Raw genomic sequence first — 17,333 nt, forward strand, 5'->3', positions numbered from 1 at the left:
CGGCTCTCTCTTTCTTTCTTCTCAGCGGAAGCTGTAGTTCACCGACAGGCTCAGGGTGCGGCCGAACGGGTCGCCGACGCGCGGATCCCAGCCGGCGCCGACCACGTCGTCGACGTTGTGATACGTGAACGGCGGGGCCTTGTCGAACAGGTTGTTCAGGCCGGCGGTGATCACCATGTTCTTGATGCCGGAGTAGCTGCCGAACAGGTTGAAGGTGGTGTAGCTGCTGACATTGCGGCGCGGCGTGCCGAAGCGGCTCAGGTCCTGATCCTTGTAGCCGGACTTGTAGACCGCGCTCAGCGTGGTGCTCCAGTCGTCGCGGCTCCAGCCGAGGTCGGCGCTGAACTTGTCGCGCAGGTACAGGGTGCGCAGCGCGAATTCACCGACCAGCTCCTGCAGCGGCTGGTTCTCCAGCGCGCGCTCCTTGTGGCTGATCATGTGCGTGCCGTTGATGCTGGTGCGCCAGGTGCCGCTGCTGTGCTTGAGCTGATAGGTGGCGCCCCAGTCCAGGCCTTTGGTGGAGCTGTCGGCGGCGTTCTCCCAGCCGGTGGTGACCAGGGTCACGCGGCCGGAGGCGTCGCGGGCGAAGCGGTCCTTGAACAGCTCGTAGTTGTTCTTCACCTCGTTCAGGGTCAGCTTGCGCAGGCGGTCTTCCAGGTCGACGCGCCAGTAGTCGGCATAGAAGGTCAGGTCGCGCAGCGGCGAGATCACGATGCCGATCGTGCCCTGCTTGGACTTCTCGGGCTTCAGCAGCGGGTTGCCGGTCGCGACATAGTCCAGCCGGCGTGCGCAGTTCGGGTTGCTGGCATCGACGGTCGGGCAGAGCTGCGGGTCGCGCCAGTCGGCCGTGTCCAGCAGCGGGGCCATGTTCGGCGCCAGCTGCTGGAAGCTCGGGGCCTTGAAGCCGGTGTTGATCGAGCCGCGCAGCAGCACCATCTCATTGGGCTGGTAGCGGAAGGCGATCTTCGGATTGGTCGTGCCGCCGATCTTGCTGTACTGGTCGTGGCGCACCGCCAGCTGCAGATCCAGACCCTTGAACACCGGCACCGCCAGCTCGCCGTAGACCGCGCGGACGTCGCGCGATTGCTTGCGCACCTCGCCATTGCCCGGGCACAGCAGCACGTCGTTGGCACCATTGCTCAGGCCGGAGACGCAGGCGAAGGAATCGGGCGCGGGTGCGAACTCGTAGCTCTCCTTGCGCACGTCGAAGCCCAGCGCGAAGTCCACCGGGCCGGCCGGCAGCTTCAACAGCTCGCCCGAGAGTGCGCCGTCGAACTGGGTCAGCGTGGTCTCGCCGCCCTGCAGGCGGCCGCGCGCCTTGGTCGATTCGATCAGGTCCATCGCGGCCTGGGTCTGCTTCTCGCCGGGCTTGAGCCAGGGGTTGATCAGGCCGGTCTTCAGCGCCGCATTGAGCTTGGCGGTGTAGGCATAGCCGTCGATCAGGTTGGACCAGCCCTCGGCCTTGGCGGCCGACAGGCCCAGCTTGTACGAGTAGGCGCCGATCTCGCCGTCCAGGCCGGCGGCCAGGCGCTGGTTCTCGGACACGTTCTCGATCACGCGGTTGCCGAAGTCCTGCATGCGCCAGCGGTAGGCGATCGCCTTGGTCGGGTCGAAGTCGTTGACGCCGTAGTTCTTCAGGTTCAGGTAATGCGGGCCGTTGACCGGGTAATGGTTCTGGGCCGCATTGGTGGTGCTGAACTGGCCGGGGGTCAGCTCGGCCTTGCTCTCGGTGCGCGAGGCGGTCAGCTCGATGAAGGCGCTGTGGCTGTCGCTGAGCAGGAAGTTGCCGCGCGCCACCAGGTTGTAGGCGTCCTTGGGGGCGGCCAGCATCGACTGCGCGCCATAGTCGGTGTTGCAGATGTAGCGGCTGCTGGCGGCGCTGGCGCCCCACAGCTGCGGCTGGTACTGCACGCCGGTCGGGATCGAGTCGCAGGCACCCTGCAGGCTCAGCAGGTTGATGCGGGTGTACTTGGTCGGGTCGCCGGTGCCGATGGTCGAGCCGGCCGTGCCGCTGACGCCGCCCAGCGCGGTGCCGGAGACGGTCGAGCTGTTGCCGACGATGTTGGCGAAGGGATGGCTGGACGAGTCCGGCGACAGGTAGCGTTCCGGCTGGAAGCCCGTGGCCCATTTGCGGTCGCTGCCGCGCAGGATGTCGTCCTTGTCCAGGGTCAGGCTGCCCAGGAAGTTGAAGCGGTCGCGGTCCAGGTTGCCGAAGCCGCCGGTGACGCTGGCGCGGCGCCTGGTGCCGGCGCTGGACTCCAGCGGCTGGGAGTAGGTGACCGCGACGTCGACGCCCTGCATGTCCTTCTTCAGGATGAAGTTGATCACGCCGCCGATCGCGTCGGTGCCGTAGATCGCCGAGGCGCCGTCCTTCAGCACCTCGACCCGCGCCACCGCGGCCATCGGGATCGCGTTCAGGTCGACCGCGCCGCCGCTCATGCCATGGGTCGAGACGCGGCGGCCGTTCAGCAGCACCAGGGTGCTGCCCGGGCCCAGGCCGCGCAGATTGGCGTTGGCCGAGCCGCCGGTCAGACGGTCGGTGTCGTTGCCGAACACATTGTTGTTGGCCACCGCGCTGTCGGCGCCGGTGCCGTTGATGCCCATCTGGCTCAGCATCTGCTCGGCGGTCGTGATGCCCTTGCGGCTCAGCTCCTCGGCGGTGATGACCTGCACCGGCAGCGCGCCCTCGGCGGCCAGGCGCTTGATGCTCGAGCCGGTGATCTCCACCCGCTCGACCTTCTGCACGTCGGAGCCGCTCTGCGCCCAGCCCAGGCCCGCGGCCTGCACGCCGATGCCGATCAGGGCCAGGCTGCGTGCGAGTTTGTTCAGTTTCAAGGTGCTTCTCCTTCGTGGGCTTCGTTCAAGCCAATGCGGCGGCTTGACGCAAGCGCGCTGCTTGATCAATCAATAGGTTTTGTCCGTCCCTGGGTTTGCAGGTCTGAGCGCTCGTGGCAAGCGGCGCCTGCTTTCGGTCATGATCGGCCAGGCCATGGGTCCGCCGCCAGAGGGTTGTTGCGTGTCGCACGATGAATGCTTGTCGCCCGCATATAACCTCATGGAATGCGGACACAGGAACGCCCCGGCATGGCGCGCCGCTGCGCCGTTCTGCGGCGGCCGATGCCGGGTTCTGGGGCGGGCGCGCGGCCCATTCCCGCGGCTTCTGAACGCCGCGCAAGAAGTTATGGCCCGCGCCGGCCGCGGCCGATACAGTGGCCGCGCCACTCACCCTCCCGGACCCATCGCCCCGATGCAGCTGATCACCGAATCCCAAGTCGCCCAGATCCTGACGAACGAACCCGCGGCCGCGCGGGCAGCGCTGCGCGAGGCCTTTGTGCAGCTGGGCCGCGGCCAGGCCGCGGTGCTGGCGCGCGGGCGTGCCGCCGCCACCGATGCGAGGGACGGCGCGGCGCTGATGGTCAGCGCGATGGGCGCGGTGCTGACGGCCTCGGGCGTGCTGGGCACCAAGGTCTACTCGACCCGCAACGGCCAGTTCCAGTTCGTCATCACCCTGTTCGACAGCGCCAGCGGCGCGCCGCTCGCGACCCTGGAGGCCAACGAGCTGACCCGCGTGCGCACCGCGGCCACCACCGCGCTGGCGGTCGACACGCTGGCCGCGCCGGATGCCAGGGTGCTGGCGATCTTCGGCACCGGCACGCAGGCGCAGGCCCATGCCGAGGCGCTGCGGCCGCTGCGCCGCTTTGAGCGCGTGCTGTTGGTGGGGCGCAATGCGCACGCCGCGGCGGAGTTCGCCGCGCGCATCGGCGCCGAGCTCGTCGATGCCGCGAGCGCGGCCGCCGCGGCCGATGTGATCGTCACCGCCACCCGCGCGACCGAGCCGTTGTTCGACGGCGCCCTGGTCAAGCCCGGCGCCCTGGTCGCCGCGGTGGGCTCCAGCAAGCCGGCGGCGCGCGAGCTGGATGACGCGCTGCTGGCGCGCGCCGCGCGCATCGTCGTCGAATGGAAGCCGGCCGCGCTGAGCGAGGCCGGCGAGCTGGTGCGCGGTGCGGTGGCGCCGGAGCGCCTGCTCGAGCTGGGCGAACTGCTGGCGGCCGATGCATCGCCGCCGCCATCGCATGATCCGCGTGCCATCACGGTTTATAAAAGCGTCGGCATCGGCCTGGAGGACATCGCGCTGGCGCAGCTGGTCCATCGCCGCCTGAACGAGCAGAACCCATGATCAAGACAAGCAAGAAGAAGATCCGCCAGCTGGGCCTGCTGGCCGCCGCGCTGGCGCTGAGCGGCTGCGCCAGCCTGGCGCCGATCGGCCCCGGCCTGCCGGAGGAGGTGCGCGCCGCGCTGGCCAAGGCCGAGCTGCCGGAGTCGGCGCTGGCGGTCGTGGCCTTCCCGCTGGATGCATCGCGGCAACAGCTCGGCGGCCTGCGCGTGCAGCCCGATCGGCCGATGCAGCCGGCCTCGGCGATGAAGCTGGTGACCGGCGCGGTGGCGCTGGACCGCCTGGGCCCGAACAGCCGCGGCCGCACCGAGCTGCTGGCCGAAGGCCCGATCAGCGGTGAGGTGCTGGAGGGCCCGCTCTATCTGCGCGGCGGCGCCGACGACCAGCTCGACTGGGGCGCGCTGTGGCTGATGCTGCGCCAGCTGCGCGAGCAGCATGGCCTGCGCGAGATCCGCGGCGGCCTGGTGGTCGACCGCGGCCTGTTCGTGCCGGGCCGGCTGGACATCGGCGTGCCGCCCTTCGACGAGGCGCCCGAGTTTCAGTACAACGTGATCCCCGATGCGCTGTACCTGAACGGCCAGCTGCTGGGCCTGCTGCTGCAGTCCGATGCGACGACGCTGAATGCGCGCCTGTTCCCGGCCTGGCCCGGCATGCGCGTCGACACCAGCGCGGTGAAGCTCGACGAGCGGGCCTGCCGCGATTGGGAGCGCGGCTGGCAGCTACCCGCGGTGGCCCAGGACGCGAGCGGCGCCACGGTGCGTCTGGCCGGCAGCTTCCCGAAGAACTGCAAGGTCGAGCCGCAGCTGAACCTGATCGAGCGGCAATGGATCGCCACCCAGGCCCTGCGCCAGATCTGGCGCGAGTTGGGCGGCACGATCGCCGGCGAGGACCGCGACGGCGCCACGCCGGCCGGGGCCGTCGTGCTGGCGCGGCACCAGGGCCGGCCGCTGGCCGAGCTGATGCGCGGCATGATGAAGAGTTCGGACAACCCGCTGACCCGCCTGGTCTATCTGCGTCTGGGTGCCGCGGCCGCCGCGCCGGGCGAGGACACGCGCGCCGCGGCCGAGCGGACGGTGCGCGCCTGGTTCGCCGAGCAGGGTCTGGACAGCACCGGCCTGGTGCTGGACAACGGCTCCGGCCTGTCGCGCAGCGAGCGCATCAGCGCGCAGCAGCTGGCCGGCCTGCTGCAGGCCGCGCAGCGCGGCCGCCATGGCCCCGAGCTGCTGGTCACCCTGCCGGTGGCGGGGGTCGACGGCACCCTGAGCCGGCGCCTGAAGGAGGGCCCGGCCGCCGGCCGCGCGCGCCTGAAGACCGGCAGCCTGAACAGCGCGGTCGCGCTGGCCGGCTATGTGCCGGACGCCGGTGGCCACACCTGGGTGGTGGCCGCGATGCTGAACGACCCCAAGGCCTCGGCCAAGGGCCGGCCGGTGCTCGACACCCTGATCGACTGGCTGGCCAGCCGTCGCTGACAGGCTATTGAACAACTACTGCGGCGGCCTGCTGCGTCGTTGCGAGGTGCTCGGAATCCTCACGTACAGGAAGTACGTTCCGGTTCCTGCGCTCCGGGCGCCTAGCCGCCGGCCGTCCTCGCGACGTTCTTCAACAGCCTGTTAGACAGACAGCGGCCAGTCGATCTCGAAGCGCGCGCCGCGGCGCGGCTGGCTCTCCACCCGCACCCGGCCGCGCAGGCGCTGCGTCACCGCGGCCTGCGCGATGAACAGGCCCAGCCCGCTGCGGCCATGGCCAAACTGGCTGCTGACATAGGGATCGAACACCCGCGGCAGCAGCTCCGGCGCGATGCCGGCGCCATGGTCCTGCACCACCAGGCGCACCCGCCCGTCGGCCCGGTGCGCGCTGACCCGCACCAGCCCCGGCTGGCCCGGCGCATAGGCATGGCGCTCGACGTTGTGGAACAGCTGCACCAGCAGCTCGTTCAGCGGCTCGGCCAGGGTGTGCAGCTCCAGCGCCGCATCCAGCTCCAGGCACAGCCGCGTGTCCGGGCTCAGCGCGCGCTCCCAGGCCGCGCGCACCAGGGTGTCCAGCCGCAGCAGGCGCGGCCGATCGGGCTGCTGGCCGGCGGCTTGGTAGGCCTGCACCAGGGTCAGGGCTTGCTCGACATTGCGGCGTGCCAACTCGGCACCCTGTTCGCAATGCTGCAGATCGGCGAGCACGCGCTGGCGCGAGGCCGGGCGGCCGTCGCCGATGCTCAGCGACAGCGCGCGGCTCAGGTCGGCCGAGGTGCTGAGCGCGGTCAGCGCGGTGCCCAGCGGGGTGTTCAGCTCATGCGCCATGCCGGCCAGCAGCTGGCCCAGGCTGGCCAGCTTGCCGGCCTCCAGCAGCTCGCTCTGCAGCTCGCGCTGCAGGGCCAGGGCCTGCTCCAGCGCGCCGTTCTTCAGCTCCAGCTCGCGCGCATGGGCCTCGCTGCGGGCCTGCTGGCCCAGCGCATGGGCCAGCTCGGCGCGCCGCAGCTGCTCGGCCGCGTCGCGGCGGCCGATCTCGCCCTGTTCCACCAGCTCCTGCTTGTGCGCCCGCTCCAGCAGCGCCAGCGCCTCGGCCGGGCGGCCGGCCTGCATCAGCCAGGGCACCAGCTGGCGCATGCGGCGCAGCAGCTGGCGCCGCATCGACCAGCGCTCGCTCTGCACGATCACCTCGTGCATCAGCGCGATCGCCGGCTCCAGCCGGCCATGGGCGGCATGCAGCTGGGCCTCGGTGGCCAGCAGCTCCTTGATCAGGCGCTCGGCGCTGGCGCCGGCGCGTGCGCGGCATTGCTGGGCGCGCTCCAGCGCCTGGCCGGCCAGTTCCAGCTCGCCGCGCAGCACGCCTTCCTCGGCCACGCCCGACCAGCTGTTCATCCCGGCCAGCCAGCGCCGCTGCGCCTCGGCCAGCAGCGCGCCCTCGCGCAGCGCGGTCAGCTGGGCCTGCGGATCGCCCAGGGCCTGGTGCGCCACCGCGATCGTGATCAGCATGTCGACCCAGCGCCCGCCGTCGCCGGCCTCGGTCGCCAGGGCCTGGGCCTCGCGCAGGCAGTCGATCGCGCGCTGCCAGTCCCGCTGGCCGGCCAGCGCATGGCCCAGCGCGCGGGCGCGATGGGCGCAGACCAGCGGGTCCTCGCTGTCGACGCTCAGTTCGGTCAGGATCTGCAGCAGGGCCATGCCCTCGGCGCGGCGCCCGAAGCGCAGATGCATCCGGCATCGCAGCGCCAGCGCGCCGACCCTGCAGGTCAGCGAGCCATGGCCGGCCAGCATCCAGGGCAGCACCGCGTCCAGCGGCTGCTCGACCTTCTCGGCCTGCCACAGCTCGCCATACATCTCGGCCAGCAGCCAGGCCAGCTCGATCGCGAAATCGTCGGGCTCCCCGGCCAGCGCCAGGTCCAGCCGCGCCTGCAGCGGGCCGACCAGCTCCAGCGCCGCGCAGGGCTCGGCCAGATAGCGGTCGCGCTGCTGCGACAGCCAGGCGAAGCGCGCGTCGGCGCGCGCGGGCGGAGCGGGGGGGTACATCGGGGAGGAAGGGGCGGACCTTGTGGGGGCCATTGTGCGTTAATCGCCAAGGCCCGCCGACCCCGTGGTCTGGCGTATCCTCGCGGCTTGAGCGCCGGGGAGGTGCGTGGCGATGCGCAAGAGCACAGGCCTGCCGAGACGATGTGCCGCTTGGGTGGCGGTGTTGTCGCTGCTGCAGCCCGCGGCGGCGGACCCGCCCCGGCATTTCGTCACCGAGCCCTTTCCGCCCTACACCTATGCCGGAGCCGGCGGCAGCCCGGCCGGGCCGATGGTCGAGGTGCTGCGCGAGGCCTGCGCGGCGCTGCAATGGCAATGCGAGATCGAGCTGCTGCCCTGGCGGCGCGCGCTGGCCCAGGCGCAGCGCGGCGAGGTGGACGGCATCTTCACCGTGGTCGACACGCCCGAGCGGCGCGCCTACTTCCATGTCTCGGTGCCGGTGATCGATGCGCGCTACACCCTGTTCGCGCGGGCCGGCGACGATTTTCTCTACCGCGGCGAGCGCCAGCAGTTGCTGGGCCGCACCATCGCCGCTTACGGGCCCTCGGCCACGGTGCTGGCGCTGGACGAACTGGCCGAGGGGCTGGAGCTGAAGACCGAGGTCGAGCCCGACAACCCGACCGTGCTGCGCAAGCTGGCCGCCGGCCGCTACGGGCCGCAGGGGCTGGCGCTGATCAACGAGAGCGTGGCCCTGCACCTGATCCGCGAGCAGGGCATCGGCGGCCTGCAGGCCGCCGGCATGGTGCGCAGTTTTGCCTATGCTTTCGGCCTGTCGCGCCAGCGCATCGGGCCCAAGGAGTTCCAGGCCTTCAATGCGGCGCTGGTGCGGCTGTGCCGCAGCGGGCGCAGCGCGGAGCTGATCAAGCCCCATGCGCTGCCGGCCTCGGCCTGTGGCAAGGCTTGAGCCGATGATTTGCAGGACCGGTATCGAGTCACAGGCACCCTTCAAAGGGCGCGTGCGCTGATTCACTCACCATTTGCTAAACAGCGGCGGGGATATGACCAACAGGTTTCGCATTAGCTATCGGGATGGAAATGGTCACACCTCGAGTCGGATAGTTGTCCCTGCTCCAGGGCTTGCCGACAGTTCTGGGTTCGACGCATTTTGCGAAGAACGTCAGGAGAAGAGGACATTCCGTTGGACTCGTGTGGAATCAGTAGTCGTTGTCGAGACAGGAGGACTCATATCTGTTCTACAGCTATTTGAACTACTGCTCCCGGGACATCGCCCTGATTCACAGCTAGCGCTCATGCCCTGTGCGAAGCTAGCGAGAGCTGTCGTTGCGTTTTCTCGGCAAGTGGTCGGGAATTTTGACGAGAAGCGCAAGCTCGTGATTGCTCAGGAGCTTGCCCACTATCTAGGCCCAGATGCTCCATCTCATCGGGAGCTTGTGGAGTTCATAACAAAGCACCTTCCGGAGCCGCAGCGACTGTATGACGGTGTGGATGTGCTGGCTGCCGAACTTGGCACTGAGGAGTCCAGGGCGGCAAGGAACTGTGCGACGCGTTTAGCAGGGCAGCGGCCGTGCTGCTCCAGACGGGCAAGTGTTGGCTGAGATCGAACGGTTGTTTCCCATTACTCCTCAATAGAACGAGGAGGACTTGAGGCTCAACTCACCACCGGCCGCAAGATCTTCAGCGTGCCGGCGTCGGCATCGATCTCGGCCTCGGCGCCGACCGGGATCGTGAACTTGCGCTTGATGTGGCCGATCATCGCGCCGCGGTAAACCGGCACGTTCAGCGGCAGGAAATAGTCGTCGAAGGTCTCGTCCAGCGTGTGGCTGGCATAACCATCGCCGGGCTCGCATTTGGTGAACTTGCCGATCACCACGCCCGAGAGCTGGGCCAGCGCGCCGGACAGGCGCAGGGTCGAGAGCATGCGCTCGACGCGGTAGATGTACTCGTTGATCTCTTCGAGGAACAGGATCGCGCCGCGGCAGTCGGGGAAATAGGGCGTGCCGACCAGCGAGGCCAGCACCGCCAGGTTGCCGCCGACCAGATGGCCGCGCGCGCGGCCGCCGCGCAGGGTGCTGATGCGGTCGTCCTTCTGCACCAGGTTGTCGCCGCGCTCGCCCGTCGGGTTTTTCAGCAGCGCGGCCTGGCCCTCCATCACCAGCGCGCGCCAATGCGCGACCGAGAAGGCGTTCCACTCCGATTCGGCCACCGGCGCGTGGAAGGTCACCAGCCCGGTCTGGCGCTGCATCGCGTTGATCAGGCAGGTGATGTCGGAGAAGCCGCCGAAGTACTTGGGCTTGGCGGCGATCAGCCGGTAGTCCAGCTTGTCGACGATGCGGTTGCAGCCGGAGCCGCCGGTCATCGCGACGATGCCGGCCACCGAGTCGTCGGCGAACATCGCGTTCAGGTCGGCCGCGCGCTGTTCGTCGGTGCCGCCGAACTTGCCCCAGCGGGCGCGCAGGTTCGGCGCCTCGCGCACCTTGAAGCCCAGGGCCTGCAGCGCCTCGGTCGCGATCGCATAGGGCTCGCGCTCGAAGGTGGCCTTGGCCGGGCTGACCAGCGCCAGCGTGTCGCCGGGCTGCAGGCGCCTGGGCAGCAGCGGCGCCGGGCGGCGTGCGGCGGGCTGGGCGCCCACAGCGGCACTCAGGCCGGCGCCGGCGGCGATCAGGGACTGGCCCAGCAGGCGGCGGCTCAGGGTCATGTCTTGCGCGCTCCTTTACAGCACCCGCGGCAGGTCGCGGCGCACGGCGATGCGGTCGCCGAAGTCGAAATGCCACCATTCGGTGGGGATGCCCTGGAAGCCGGCCTCGCGCATCGCGGCGCGCAGCCAGCCGCGCTCGGTCAGCTGGGCGGCGCTGAGGACGCCGCGGGCCAGGTGCTCGGCCTCATGGTCGGGATGCGAGCTCAGCGCCATCTCGTCGAAGCCGGAGCCCATGTCCACCTCGCGGCCCTGCGGGTCCAGCACGGTCAGGTCCACCGCCATGCCGAAGCTGTGGATCGAGCCGCGCTCGGGGTTGGCCAGGTAGAGGGTCAGCGGCGTGCCCTGCAGCTCGTTCCACAGCAGCTCCTGCACCCGCTGGGGGCGCAGCGCATCCAGCACCAGCAGGGTGTAGCCGGGGCGGTGCTCGGCCAGCCAGGCGGCGGCGCGCTGCAGCGCGTCGGCGGCCTCGCGGCGCAGATAGCTGCAGTCCAGCCCGCCGTAGACCGCGCGGCCAACGAAGTTGTCCGGCGTCGCGTAGCGCAGGTCCACCTCGATGCCGGGGATGCTTTGCAGCGCGCGGAAATCGGGGTGCCCGGGCACCTCCTCGCAGGGGATCATCGACGGATTGGAAGGCACGGCTACAGGTTCTCTAGGTTTTGCTTGGCGGCCTCGCTCAGGTACTTGACCAGGCGGCGCGCGGTCTGCGCCAGCGGCGCGTTCGACGCGGTCAGCAGGTAGAGCTGCACCGGCAGGTTGGGCACCACCGGGCGCAGCCGCACCTTGGCGCGATCGGCGCTGGCGGCGGTGAAGGGGTCGACGATGGCCAGGCCCAGGCCGGCTTCGACCAGGGAGCGCGCCAGCTGGTAGGTCTGCACGGTCAGCCGGCCGGCGGGCTGCGTGCCTTGCGCCTCGCAGGCGTTCATCACGACGCTGCCCAGCGGGTCGTCGCCGGGCAGGGCGACCAGCTCGCTGCGGATCTGGTCCAGCGGCAGCGGGCCCTCGCCGGCGGCCTCGGGCGAGCCCAGCGGGCACAGCGCGACCATCGGACCGGCGGCGATCACCTCGGTCTTGATGCCGGGATGGCGCGGGTCCTGCAGCGACAGGGCCAGGTCGGCCTCGCCCAGCAGCAGCGCGGAGACGATCTCCCGCGTGTGGTTGGTCGCCAGCACGCAGTTGGCTTGCGGATAGGCGCGGCACCATTGCGCCATCGCGTGGGGAATCACCGCGGCGCCCAGGGTGGGCGTCGCGACCAGGCGCACCTGCTCCGATTCGCCGCTGCGCAGATTGGCGGCCAGGCGGCGGATCGAGACCAGGTCGCGGTTGAGCTTGTCGATCTCGACGAACAGGCGCTCGGCCTCGGGCGTCGGGTAGAGCTTGCCGCGCACGCGGTCGAACAGCGGCATGCCCAGCTGCAGCTCGCAATGCTGCAGCACCTTGGTGACCGCCGGCTGCGAGATGTGCAGCAGCTGGGCGGCGCCGCTGATCGTGCCGGCCTGCATCACCGCATGGAAAACCTCGATATGGCGCAGCCGCATGCTCAGGCCCTCCGCGCAGCGCCGGGGTGGCGGTTCGGGGGCTCGGATCGAGACGAGGACGACGGCGGGGCAGACTTCATGGCGGACCGGTCATTGTTCGAAGGGCGGGGCGGGCTCACAATTGAATTGAGCTTGACGAAATATAACTTTGCGTTATCGGCTTCGTGATCGTGCAGCGCACAAACGAAAAGGGCCGGCCCTTTCGGACCAGCCCCGGGTTCGATGTCGATCGATGGCCGCGCGCTCAGAATTTGTAGCGCGCCTCCAGGTAGTACTGGCGGCCGCTGACGTCGACCTTCTGCTGCTCGGCCTCGCTGTAGCGGTAGGTCGCGCGCACCGGGTTCAGCAGGTTGGTGGCGTTGAACGAGAGCTGCAGCGCGTCGGTGATGTTGTAGTTCATCGACAGCGCGACGTTGGACACCGGCGCGGCCATGGTCGGCGCGGTCGGCATCGTGACGCCGCCGATCGTCACCTGGCCCTGGCTGTTGGCGGTGGGCGAGGGGGCGGTCGAGCTGGAGACGTATTCGCTGCGGTAGTTATAGACCAGGCGCACGCTGAAGGCGTCGTTCTCGAAATAGCCGCCCAGGTTGGCGGAGTACTTCGAGGCGCCCACCATCGGCCGGCCGTCCTCCACCTTGGTGTCGGAGCGACTGGCATTGGCGGTGAAGCCGAAGCCGGCGCCGATCGGCTGCTCGTAGCTGACTTCGATGCCGTGGATGCGCGCCTTCTGCTGCGAGGCGGTGTTGATGAAATAGGTCTTGACCTTGTTGTCCACCGGGTCGACCAGGTTCACCGTCGCGTCCTGGCGCACCGAGCCGGTCTTCGGATAGCCATGGATGCGCGAGCTGAACAGGTTCACCGCCAGGATCGAGCGCTTCGCGAAGTACCAGGCCAGCGAGACATCGGCGTTGTTCGAGGTCAGCGGCGCCAGGCTGGGGTTCGGGCCGGTGACCGTGCAGCCGGCGGGGCCGCAGCTCTGGTTGGTGAAGCCGGAGCCGTAGACGTTGTAGTTCTGGCGGCCGAGCGTGCGGCTCAGACCCAGCCGGCCGATCAGGCGGTCGGTCAGCTCGTAACGCAGGTTCATGCTGGGCAGCAGATGGTCGAACTGCTTGTGGCTGGGCACCTTGTAGTAGACCGTGCCCTTCGTGGGATCGAAGGGGGAGCCGTCGTAATAGGTGTTGCCGTCGCCGGCAGTGTTGATCGCGCCCGGGAAGGCCGCACAGGGCGTGGCCGGCTTGCCGGGTTCGATCTTCGCGCAGGTGCCGGCCGGCAGTGGCGTGACGATCTGCGCGTCCACCGTGGTGCGCACCAGGCGCAGGCCGACATTGCCGGACCAGCGGTTGTTCGCGCCTTCCAGGTTCTGCATCACATAGAGCGCGCTCTGCTTCTCGCGCATCTCGATCTCGGAGGCGACGCGGCGCTCGAACTCGGGCGTGGTGGCCTTGAACTGTGAGGCCATGAACCCGGTCAGCACGTCCTTCGGGAAGTAGAAGCCGGAGCGGTCCCAGCCATTGCCGCCGCCCAGTTCCTTGCCGAAGTCGCCGGGGTAGCCGACCGCCAGCGACGGATCGGGGCCGGTCAGCGCGGCGTAGCGGAAGGTCGGGGCCCAGCGGCGCAGGTCGCGCTTGTGCTCGGCATGGCGGGCGCCGAAGGCCAGCGAGGTGAACACGCCGCTGTCCTGCGTGTACTCGCCGTCGATCGCCAGGCTCTGCTCGCTGTCCACCGTCTTGGTGCTGGACGCGGTGCGGCCGACCAGGGCATAGCCGCTGCCGTCGGCATTCAGCACCGGCAGGTTCGCGCCGGCGCCGTGATACTGCACGAAGGGCGCCTCGTCGACCTTGCCCAGCGCATAGGACACGCCGGTGCCGTAGCGAGCATAGGTCAGACCCTGGTCCAGCGCGGTCTTGCCGACGCCCTTGGTGGTGCTGAACAGGCCCTTCAGCACCAGGTCCTTGTTGACCTGCCACTTGGCGTCGAAGTCCAGGAAGCCGCTGCTGGCGACGGCGCCATCGCGGTAGAAGGCCTCGGAGTTGCCGATGTACTGCGGCGTGGTGCCGTCGGGGAAGACGATGTCGGCGCTCTTCAGCACGCGCAGCTTGTCGCCGTAGATCGTCGTCTCCTCGACGATTACCGGGTTGCGGATCTGCGCGAACACCTGCTGGCCGTTCGAGTTGGTGTTGGGATCGGCGGCGGCGGTGCCACCGGTGGAGCCGGCCTTGCCCAGCAGCATGCTGTACATCGCGCCCGAGTTCAGGCGGCCGAAGTTGTTGGCCTTCATCGACGAGTAGAAGCCGGTGACGCCCAGGTCCAGGTCCTTGGTGGGCCGGGCCTGCAGCGACAGCATGCCGCCGCTGCGGTCGCGTACGCCCTCGACGAACTCGCTGGACATCGAGCCCGGCAGGCGCACGCCGTTCAGGTCGGCGGCCTTGTAGCCGGTGCCGGCCAGCGATGCGTCGGTGATGCCCTTCATCGTCGCGGTATTGATCTCGCCCCAGCCGCTGCTGGTGCCGTAGGCGAAGCGCGAGGCGGTGTCGCGGCGGATGTGGCGCTTTTCCTTGAAGACCTGGCCGATCACGCCGAAGTTGTTGGCCTCGTTCTTCCAGTTGAAGCTGGCATTGAGCTGCGGGCTGGTCTTGCCGGGCAGGTCGGCATAGACCGCGCCGGCGCTCAGCACGCCGCCGAAGCGGGCCTTCTCGTCCAGCGGCTTGCGCGTCGTGACGTCGATCGTGCCGGCCAGGCCGCCGTCGACGATATTGGCCTGCGAGGTCTTGTAGACCGTCGCGGCGTTCAGCACCGAGGAGGGCATCAGGCTCAGCGAGGTGCTGCGCGTGCTGGACAGCTGGTCGGCCACATACCAGTCGCCGCTGCTGACCGCGTGGCCGTTGAACAGGATCAGGCTCATGTCGGCATTGGTGCCGCGCATCGCCACCTTCTCGGCCTCGTCGTAGTCGGTGCGCACCGCGACGCCGACGATGCGCTGCAGCGAGTCCGCCAGGTTCTTGTCGGGCATCTTGCCCACGTCCACCGCGGTGATCACGTCCACATTGCTGGACGCCATGCGCTTGATGTTGATCGCCTGCTCGACCGAGGCGCGGATGCCGGTGACCGTGACGGTCTCCAGCTGCTGGTTCTTGCGGGCCTCCGCTTCCTTCGCCTCGCGCGTCTGGCGCTGCTCCGGGGTCTCGTTGGCGGGGGCGGTCGCCGCCTGCTGCGCCTGCGCCAGCGCGGTGCCGGCCAGCAGCAGGCCCAGCGCGACGGCCTGGGCGATGGGGGTGGGCTTGGGCTTAGTCGTCATCATGATCGGTGGGGCTCCCGAGGTCCCTGCCGGGACCCTCTGCATGCATGGATGTTGTTCGACGCCGGCCGACAAGGACCGACGGAGACCAGCAAACAGCCCTGGACCGGGTCGCGCGCTCGCAGTTGCCTACACGCGCGATGTTGCTGGCGTATGCATGATGGGTAGCCCCGCCGCAAGCCGACAATTCCTTGTTGTCGGTGTTGCATGTGGCGCGGTTATGGATGGCCGGGAACATCGATGCCATCGGGGTTCCCGGCCGCCGCGCAGCCCGTGCGCGCGGCTTAGGTGTTTGTGCCGATGGCCCGAATCAGAAGCGTGAGGTGTAGGGCTGCGGCGCGCTGCCGTTCGCCGCCTTGCCCGACATCACCATGCCGCCCGGCGTGGTCGCCACGTCCAGCAGCGCCGCGGTCTCGGCGTCGAGCTGGCCGTCGTAGCGCGCGGGGCGGTACTTCATCTGGAAGGTGACGATGGTTTCCTGCGTCAGCTGGTCCGGCTGGCCATGGCGTGGCACGTTGTAGCCGATGCGGGCCAGGCGCTCCTGGGCCCAGGCGATATCGGGCGGCTGCAGGGTGAAGGCCGGGATCTTCGCGGCCACCTGGGCCGCGTCGGGCCAGCCGATCAGGCCGGCATCGGCGAACTGCTTCCAGGGGAAGGCGGGACCCGGGTCCTGCTTGCGGCCCGGCGCGATGTCGGCGTGGCCGATGATGCGCTCGGGCTTGATGTTGTGGCGCGCGACGATGTCCTTGCTGAGCTTGATCACCTCGTCGATCTGCTTCTGCGAGAAGGGCGCGTAGACCCGGCCCTGCGGCGTGTCGGTGTAGCCGGGGTTGACGATCTCGATGCCGATCGAGCTGGAGTTCAGGTTGGTGTGGCCGGCCCAGAAGCTGGCGCCGGCATGCCAGGCGCGGCGGTTCTCGTCGACCAGGCGATAAACGGTGGGCGGCTCGTCGCGCACCAGGTAATGGCTGGAGACCATGCCGCCGCTGGTCAGCACCTTCAGCGACTTCTCGTAGTCCAGCACCGTGTAGTGCAGCACCAGGAACAGCGCGCGGCTGTCCTGGTTGGCCGAGGTGTAGCTGGTGTCGATGCGCAGCGGCGCGTCGGGGCCGGTGGCGCAGGCGCTCAGCAGGGCCGCGAGCGCCAGGGGGGTCAGCAGTTTCTTGTTGATGATCATCATCGTCGTCGTTACAAGCGGGCCGCCAGCTGCGCGGCGGTGAGATGGGGTTCCAGATGGGTGACGGTCAGCGCGGTGCCGGTGGGCAGGGCGGCGCGCAGCCCCTGCGGGATCAGCGGATGCAGCTGCAGCGCGCGGCCGGCGGCCACCACCGGACGCGCACCATACCGCTTCAGCAGCGCCAGCGCCAGTCGCGCCAGTTCGGCGCCGGCGCGCTGCAGCAGGGCGCGGGCGTCCGGGTCGGCATCCGCCTCGGCTGCGGCGGCCACCGCCAGCGCCAGCCGGCCCATCGCGCCGCGCTCGCCGGCATAGACGAAGGTGCGGGTCTGGGCCCAGTCGGCGCCGCCCAGGGCCTCGAACAGGCGCCGCGCCAGCGCGGACTCGCGCCAGGCGCCGGGCGCCTCGTCCTCGCGGCGCCACACCAGGGCCAGCGCCTCGCGCGCGATCCAGAAGCCGCTGCCCTCGTCGCCCAGCAGCGCGCCGCGCCCGCCGGCGCGCTGCATGCGGCCCTCGGCGTCGATGAAGGCGGCGATCGCGCCGGTGCCGGCATAGAGCAGGTAGCCCTCGCCCGGCGCGAAGGCGCTGCGGTAGGCGATGTCCATGTCGCTGCCGACGAACATGCGCGCCGGCTGCAGGCCCAGGGCCTGCGACAGGATGTCCTTGAGCTGCAGCGCGGCCGGGCCGTTGGCCTCGCCGACGCCGGTGACGCCGGCATACAGGCCGGCGGGCCGGCCATGCGGCAGCACCGCGAAGGCGAGCTGGTGCGCGGTCTGGGCCAGCGCGACGCGGCCCTGGGTACCGGCCAGCTGCAGGCCGCTGAGCCCGGCCACATGGCCCTGCGCCACCGTGCGGCCGGCGGCATCGGCGAGGGCCCAGCGGGTCTGGGTGCCGCCGGCATCCAGGCCGAGGCCCAGCGGCGGGGCGAGAGAAGGGGAGACTGACATGGGACGGCTCAGCTTAGGGGCAGCGCGCGATGCCGGCCAATGTCAATGCCGGCGCCGG

At 69.8% G+C, this 17,333-nt stretch carries 11 protein-coding genes; 3 read left to right on the top strand and 8 right to left on the bottom strand.

All coding sequences use genetic code 11. The annotated features are described in order from the left end of the window. Positions 1 to 21: 21 nt before the first annotated feature. Entirely contained in the window at positions 22 to 2,835 is a 2,814-nt protein-coding gene (locus G8A07_RS01840) for a TonB-dependent receptor (RefSeq protein ID WP_195795441.1), read from the bottom strand. 412 nt (positions 2,836 to 3,247) lie between these two features. Between G8A07_RS01840 and G8A07_RS01845 the strand changes: the two genes are divergently transcribed. Continuing rightward, positions 3,248 to 4,177, top strand: a complete 930-nt coding sequence (locus G8A07_RS01845; RefSeq protein ID WP_195795442.1) for an ornithine cyclodeaminase family protein — start codon at positions 3,248 to 3,250, stop codon at positions 4,175 to 4,177. Next, entirely contained in the window at positions 4,174 to 5,643 is a 1,470-nt protein-coding gene (gene dacB, locus G8A07_RS01850) for a D-alanyl-D-alanine carboxypeptidase/D-alanyl-D-alanine-endopeptidase (protein WP_195795443.1), read from the top strand. The genes G8A07_RS01845 and dacB overlap by 4 nt, the downstream gene beginning before the upstream one ends. 141 nt (positions 5,644 to 5,784) lie before the next feature. On the opposite strand, the gene G8A07_RS01855 is transcribed toward dacB, so the two are convergent. Continuing rightward, positions 5,785 to 7,671 carry a sensor histidine kinase gene (locus G8A07_RS01855; protein WP_195795444.1) on the bottom strand — a complete coding sequence of 629 codons (1,887 nt, stop codon included), beginning with the start codon at positions 7,669 to 7,671 and terminating at the stop codon, positions 5,785 to 5,787. 112 nt (positions 7,672 to 7,783) lie between these two features. On the opposite strand from G8A07_RS01855, the gene G8A07_RS01860 reads away from it, so the two are divergent. Beyond that, positions 7,784 to 8,572, top strand: coding sequence for an ABC transporter substrate-binding protein (locus G8A07_RS01860; RefSeq protein WP_195795445.1), 789 nt, complete (start codon positions 7,784 to 7,786; stop codon positions 8,570 to 8,572). A 705-nt stretch (positions 8,573 to 9,277) separates the two neighbouring features. On the opposite strand, the gene G8A07_RS01865 is transcribed toward G8A07_RS01860, so the two are convergent. The 6 genes from G8A07_RS01865 to G8A07_RS01890 form a co-directional block, all read right to left on the bottom strand. Continuing rightward, entirely contained in the window at positions 9,278 to 10,324 is a 1,047-nt protein-coding gene (locus G8A07_RS01865; RefSeq protein ID WP_195795446.1) for an LD-carboxypeptidase, read from the bottom strand. 15 nt (positions 10,325 to 10,339) lie between these two features. Then, positions 10,340 to 10,960 (bottom strand): M15 family metallopeptidase, encoded by a 621-nt coding sequence (locus tag G8A07_RS01870; protein ID WP_249937188.1) that lies wholly within the window; start codon positions 10,958 to 10,960, stop codon positions 10,340 to 10,342. Positions 10,961 to 10,962: 2 nt separating this feature from the next. Continuing rightward, positions 10,963 to 11,859, bottom strand: a complete 897-nt coding sequence (locus G8A07_RS01875) for a LysR family transcriptional regulator (protein WP_195795447.1) — start codon at positions 11,857 to 11,859, stop codon at positions 10,963 to 10,965. A 244-nt stretch (positions 11,860 to 12,103) separates the two neighbouring features. Then, a complete protein-coding gene (locus G8A07_RS01880; protein WP_249937189.1) occupies positions 12,104 to 15,157 on the bottom strand; it encodes a TonB-dependent receptor in 3,054 nt (1,017 codons plus the stop codon). Positions 15,158 to 15,464: 307 nt separating this feature from the next. Further along, a complete protein-coding gene (locus tag G8A07_RS01885; protein ID WP_305798635.1) occupies positions 15,465 to 16,334 on the bottom strand; it encodes an N-acetylmuramoyl-L-alanine amidase in 870 nt (289 codons plus the stop codon). Between the two features lie 8 nt (positions 16,335 to 16,342). After that, positions 16,343 to 17,275: an N-acetylglucosamine kinase gene (locus G8A07_RS01890; protein ID WP_195795448.1), complete on the bottom strand. Its 933-nt coding sequence runs from the start codon at positions 17,273 to 17,275 to the stop codon at positions 16,343 to 16,345. Positions 17,276 to 17,333: the final 58 nt, after the last annotated feature.

Source organism: Roseateles sp. DAIF2 (assembly GCF_015624425.1).
GTDB lineage: Bacteria > Pseudomonadota > Gammaproteobacteria > Burkholderiales > Burkholderiaceae_C > Kinneretia.

Coding starts and splice junctions, on each gene's coding strand:
- G8A07_RS01885 (WP_305798635.1), bottom strand. CDS start 16,334: ATGATGATCATCAACAAGAAACTGCTGACCCCCCTGGCGCTCGCGGCC.
- G8A07_RS01855 (WP_195795444.1), bottom strand. CDS start 7,671: ATGTACCCCCCCGCTCCGCCCGCGCGCGCCGACGCGCGCTTCGCCTGG.
- G8A07_RS01865 (WP_195795446.1), bottom strand. CDS start 10,324: ATGACCCTGAGCCGCCGCCTGCTGGGCCAGTCCCTGATCGCCGCCGGC.
- dacB (WP_195795443.1), top strand. CDS start 4,174: ATGATCAAGACAAGCAAGAAGAAGATCCGCCAGCTGGGCCTGCTGGCC.
- G8A07_RS01880 (WP_249937189.1), bottom strand. CDS start 15,157: ATGATGACGACTAAGCCCAAGCCCACCCCCATCGCCCAGGCCGTCGCG.
- G8A07_RS01845 (WP_195795442.1), top strand. CDS start 3,248: ATGCAGCTGATCACCGAATCCCAAGTCGCCCAGATCCTGACGAACGAA.
- G8A07_RS01875 (WP_195795447.1), bottom strand. CDS start 11,859: ATGCGGCTGCGCCATATCGAGGTTTTCCATGCGGTGATGCAGGCCGGC.
- G8A07_RS01890 (WP_195795448.1), bottom strand. CDS start 17,275: ATGTCAGTCTCCCCTTCTCTCGCCCCGCCGCTGGGCCTCGGCCTGGAT.
- G8A07_RS01860 (WP_195795445.1), top strand. CDS start 7,784: ATGCGCAAGAGCACAGGCCTGCCGAGACGATGTGCCGCTTGGGTGGCG.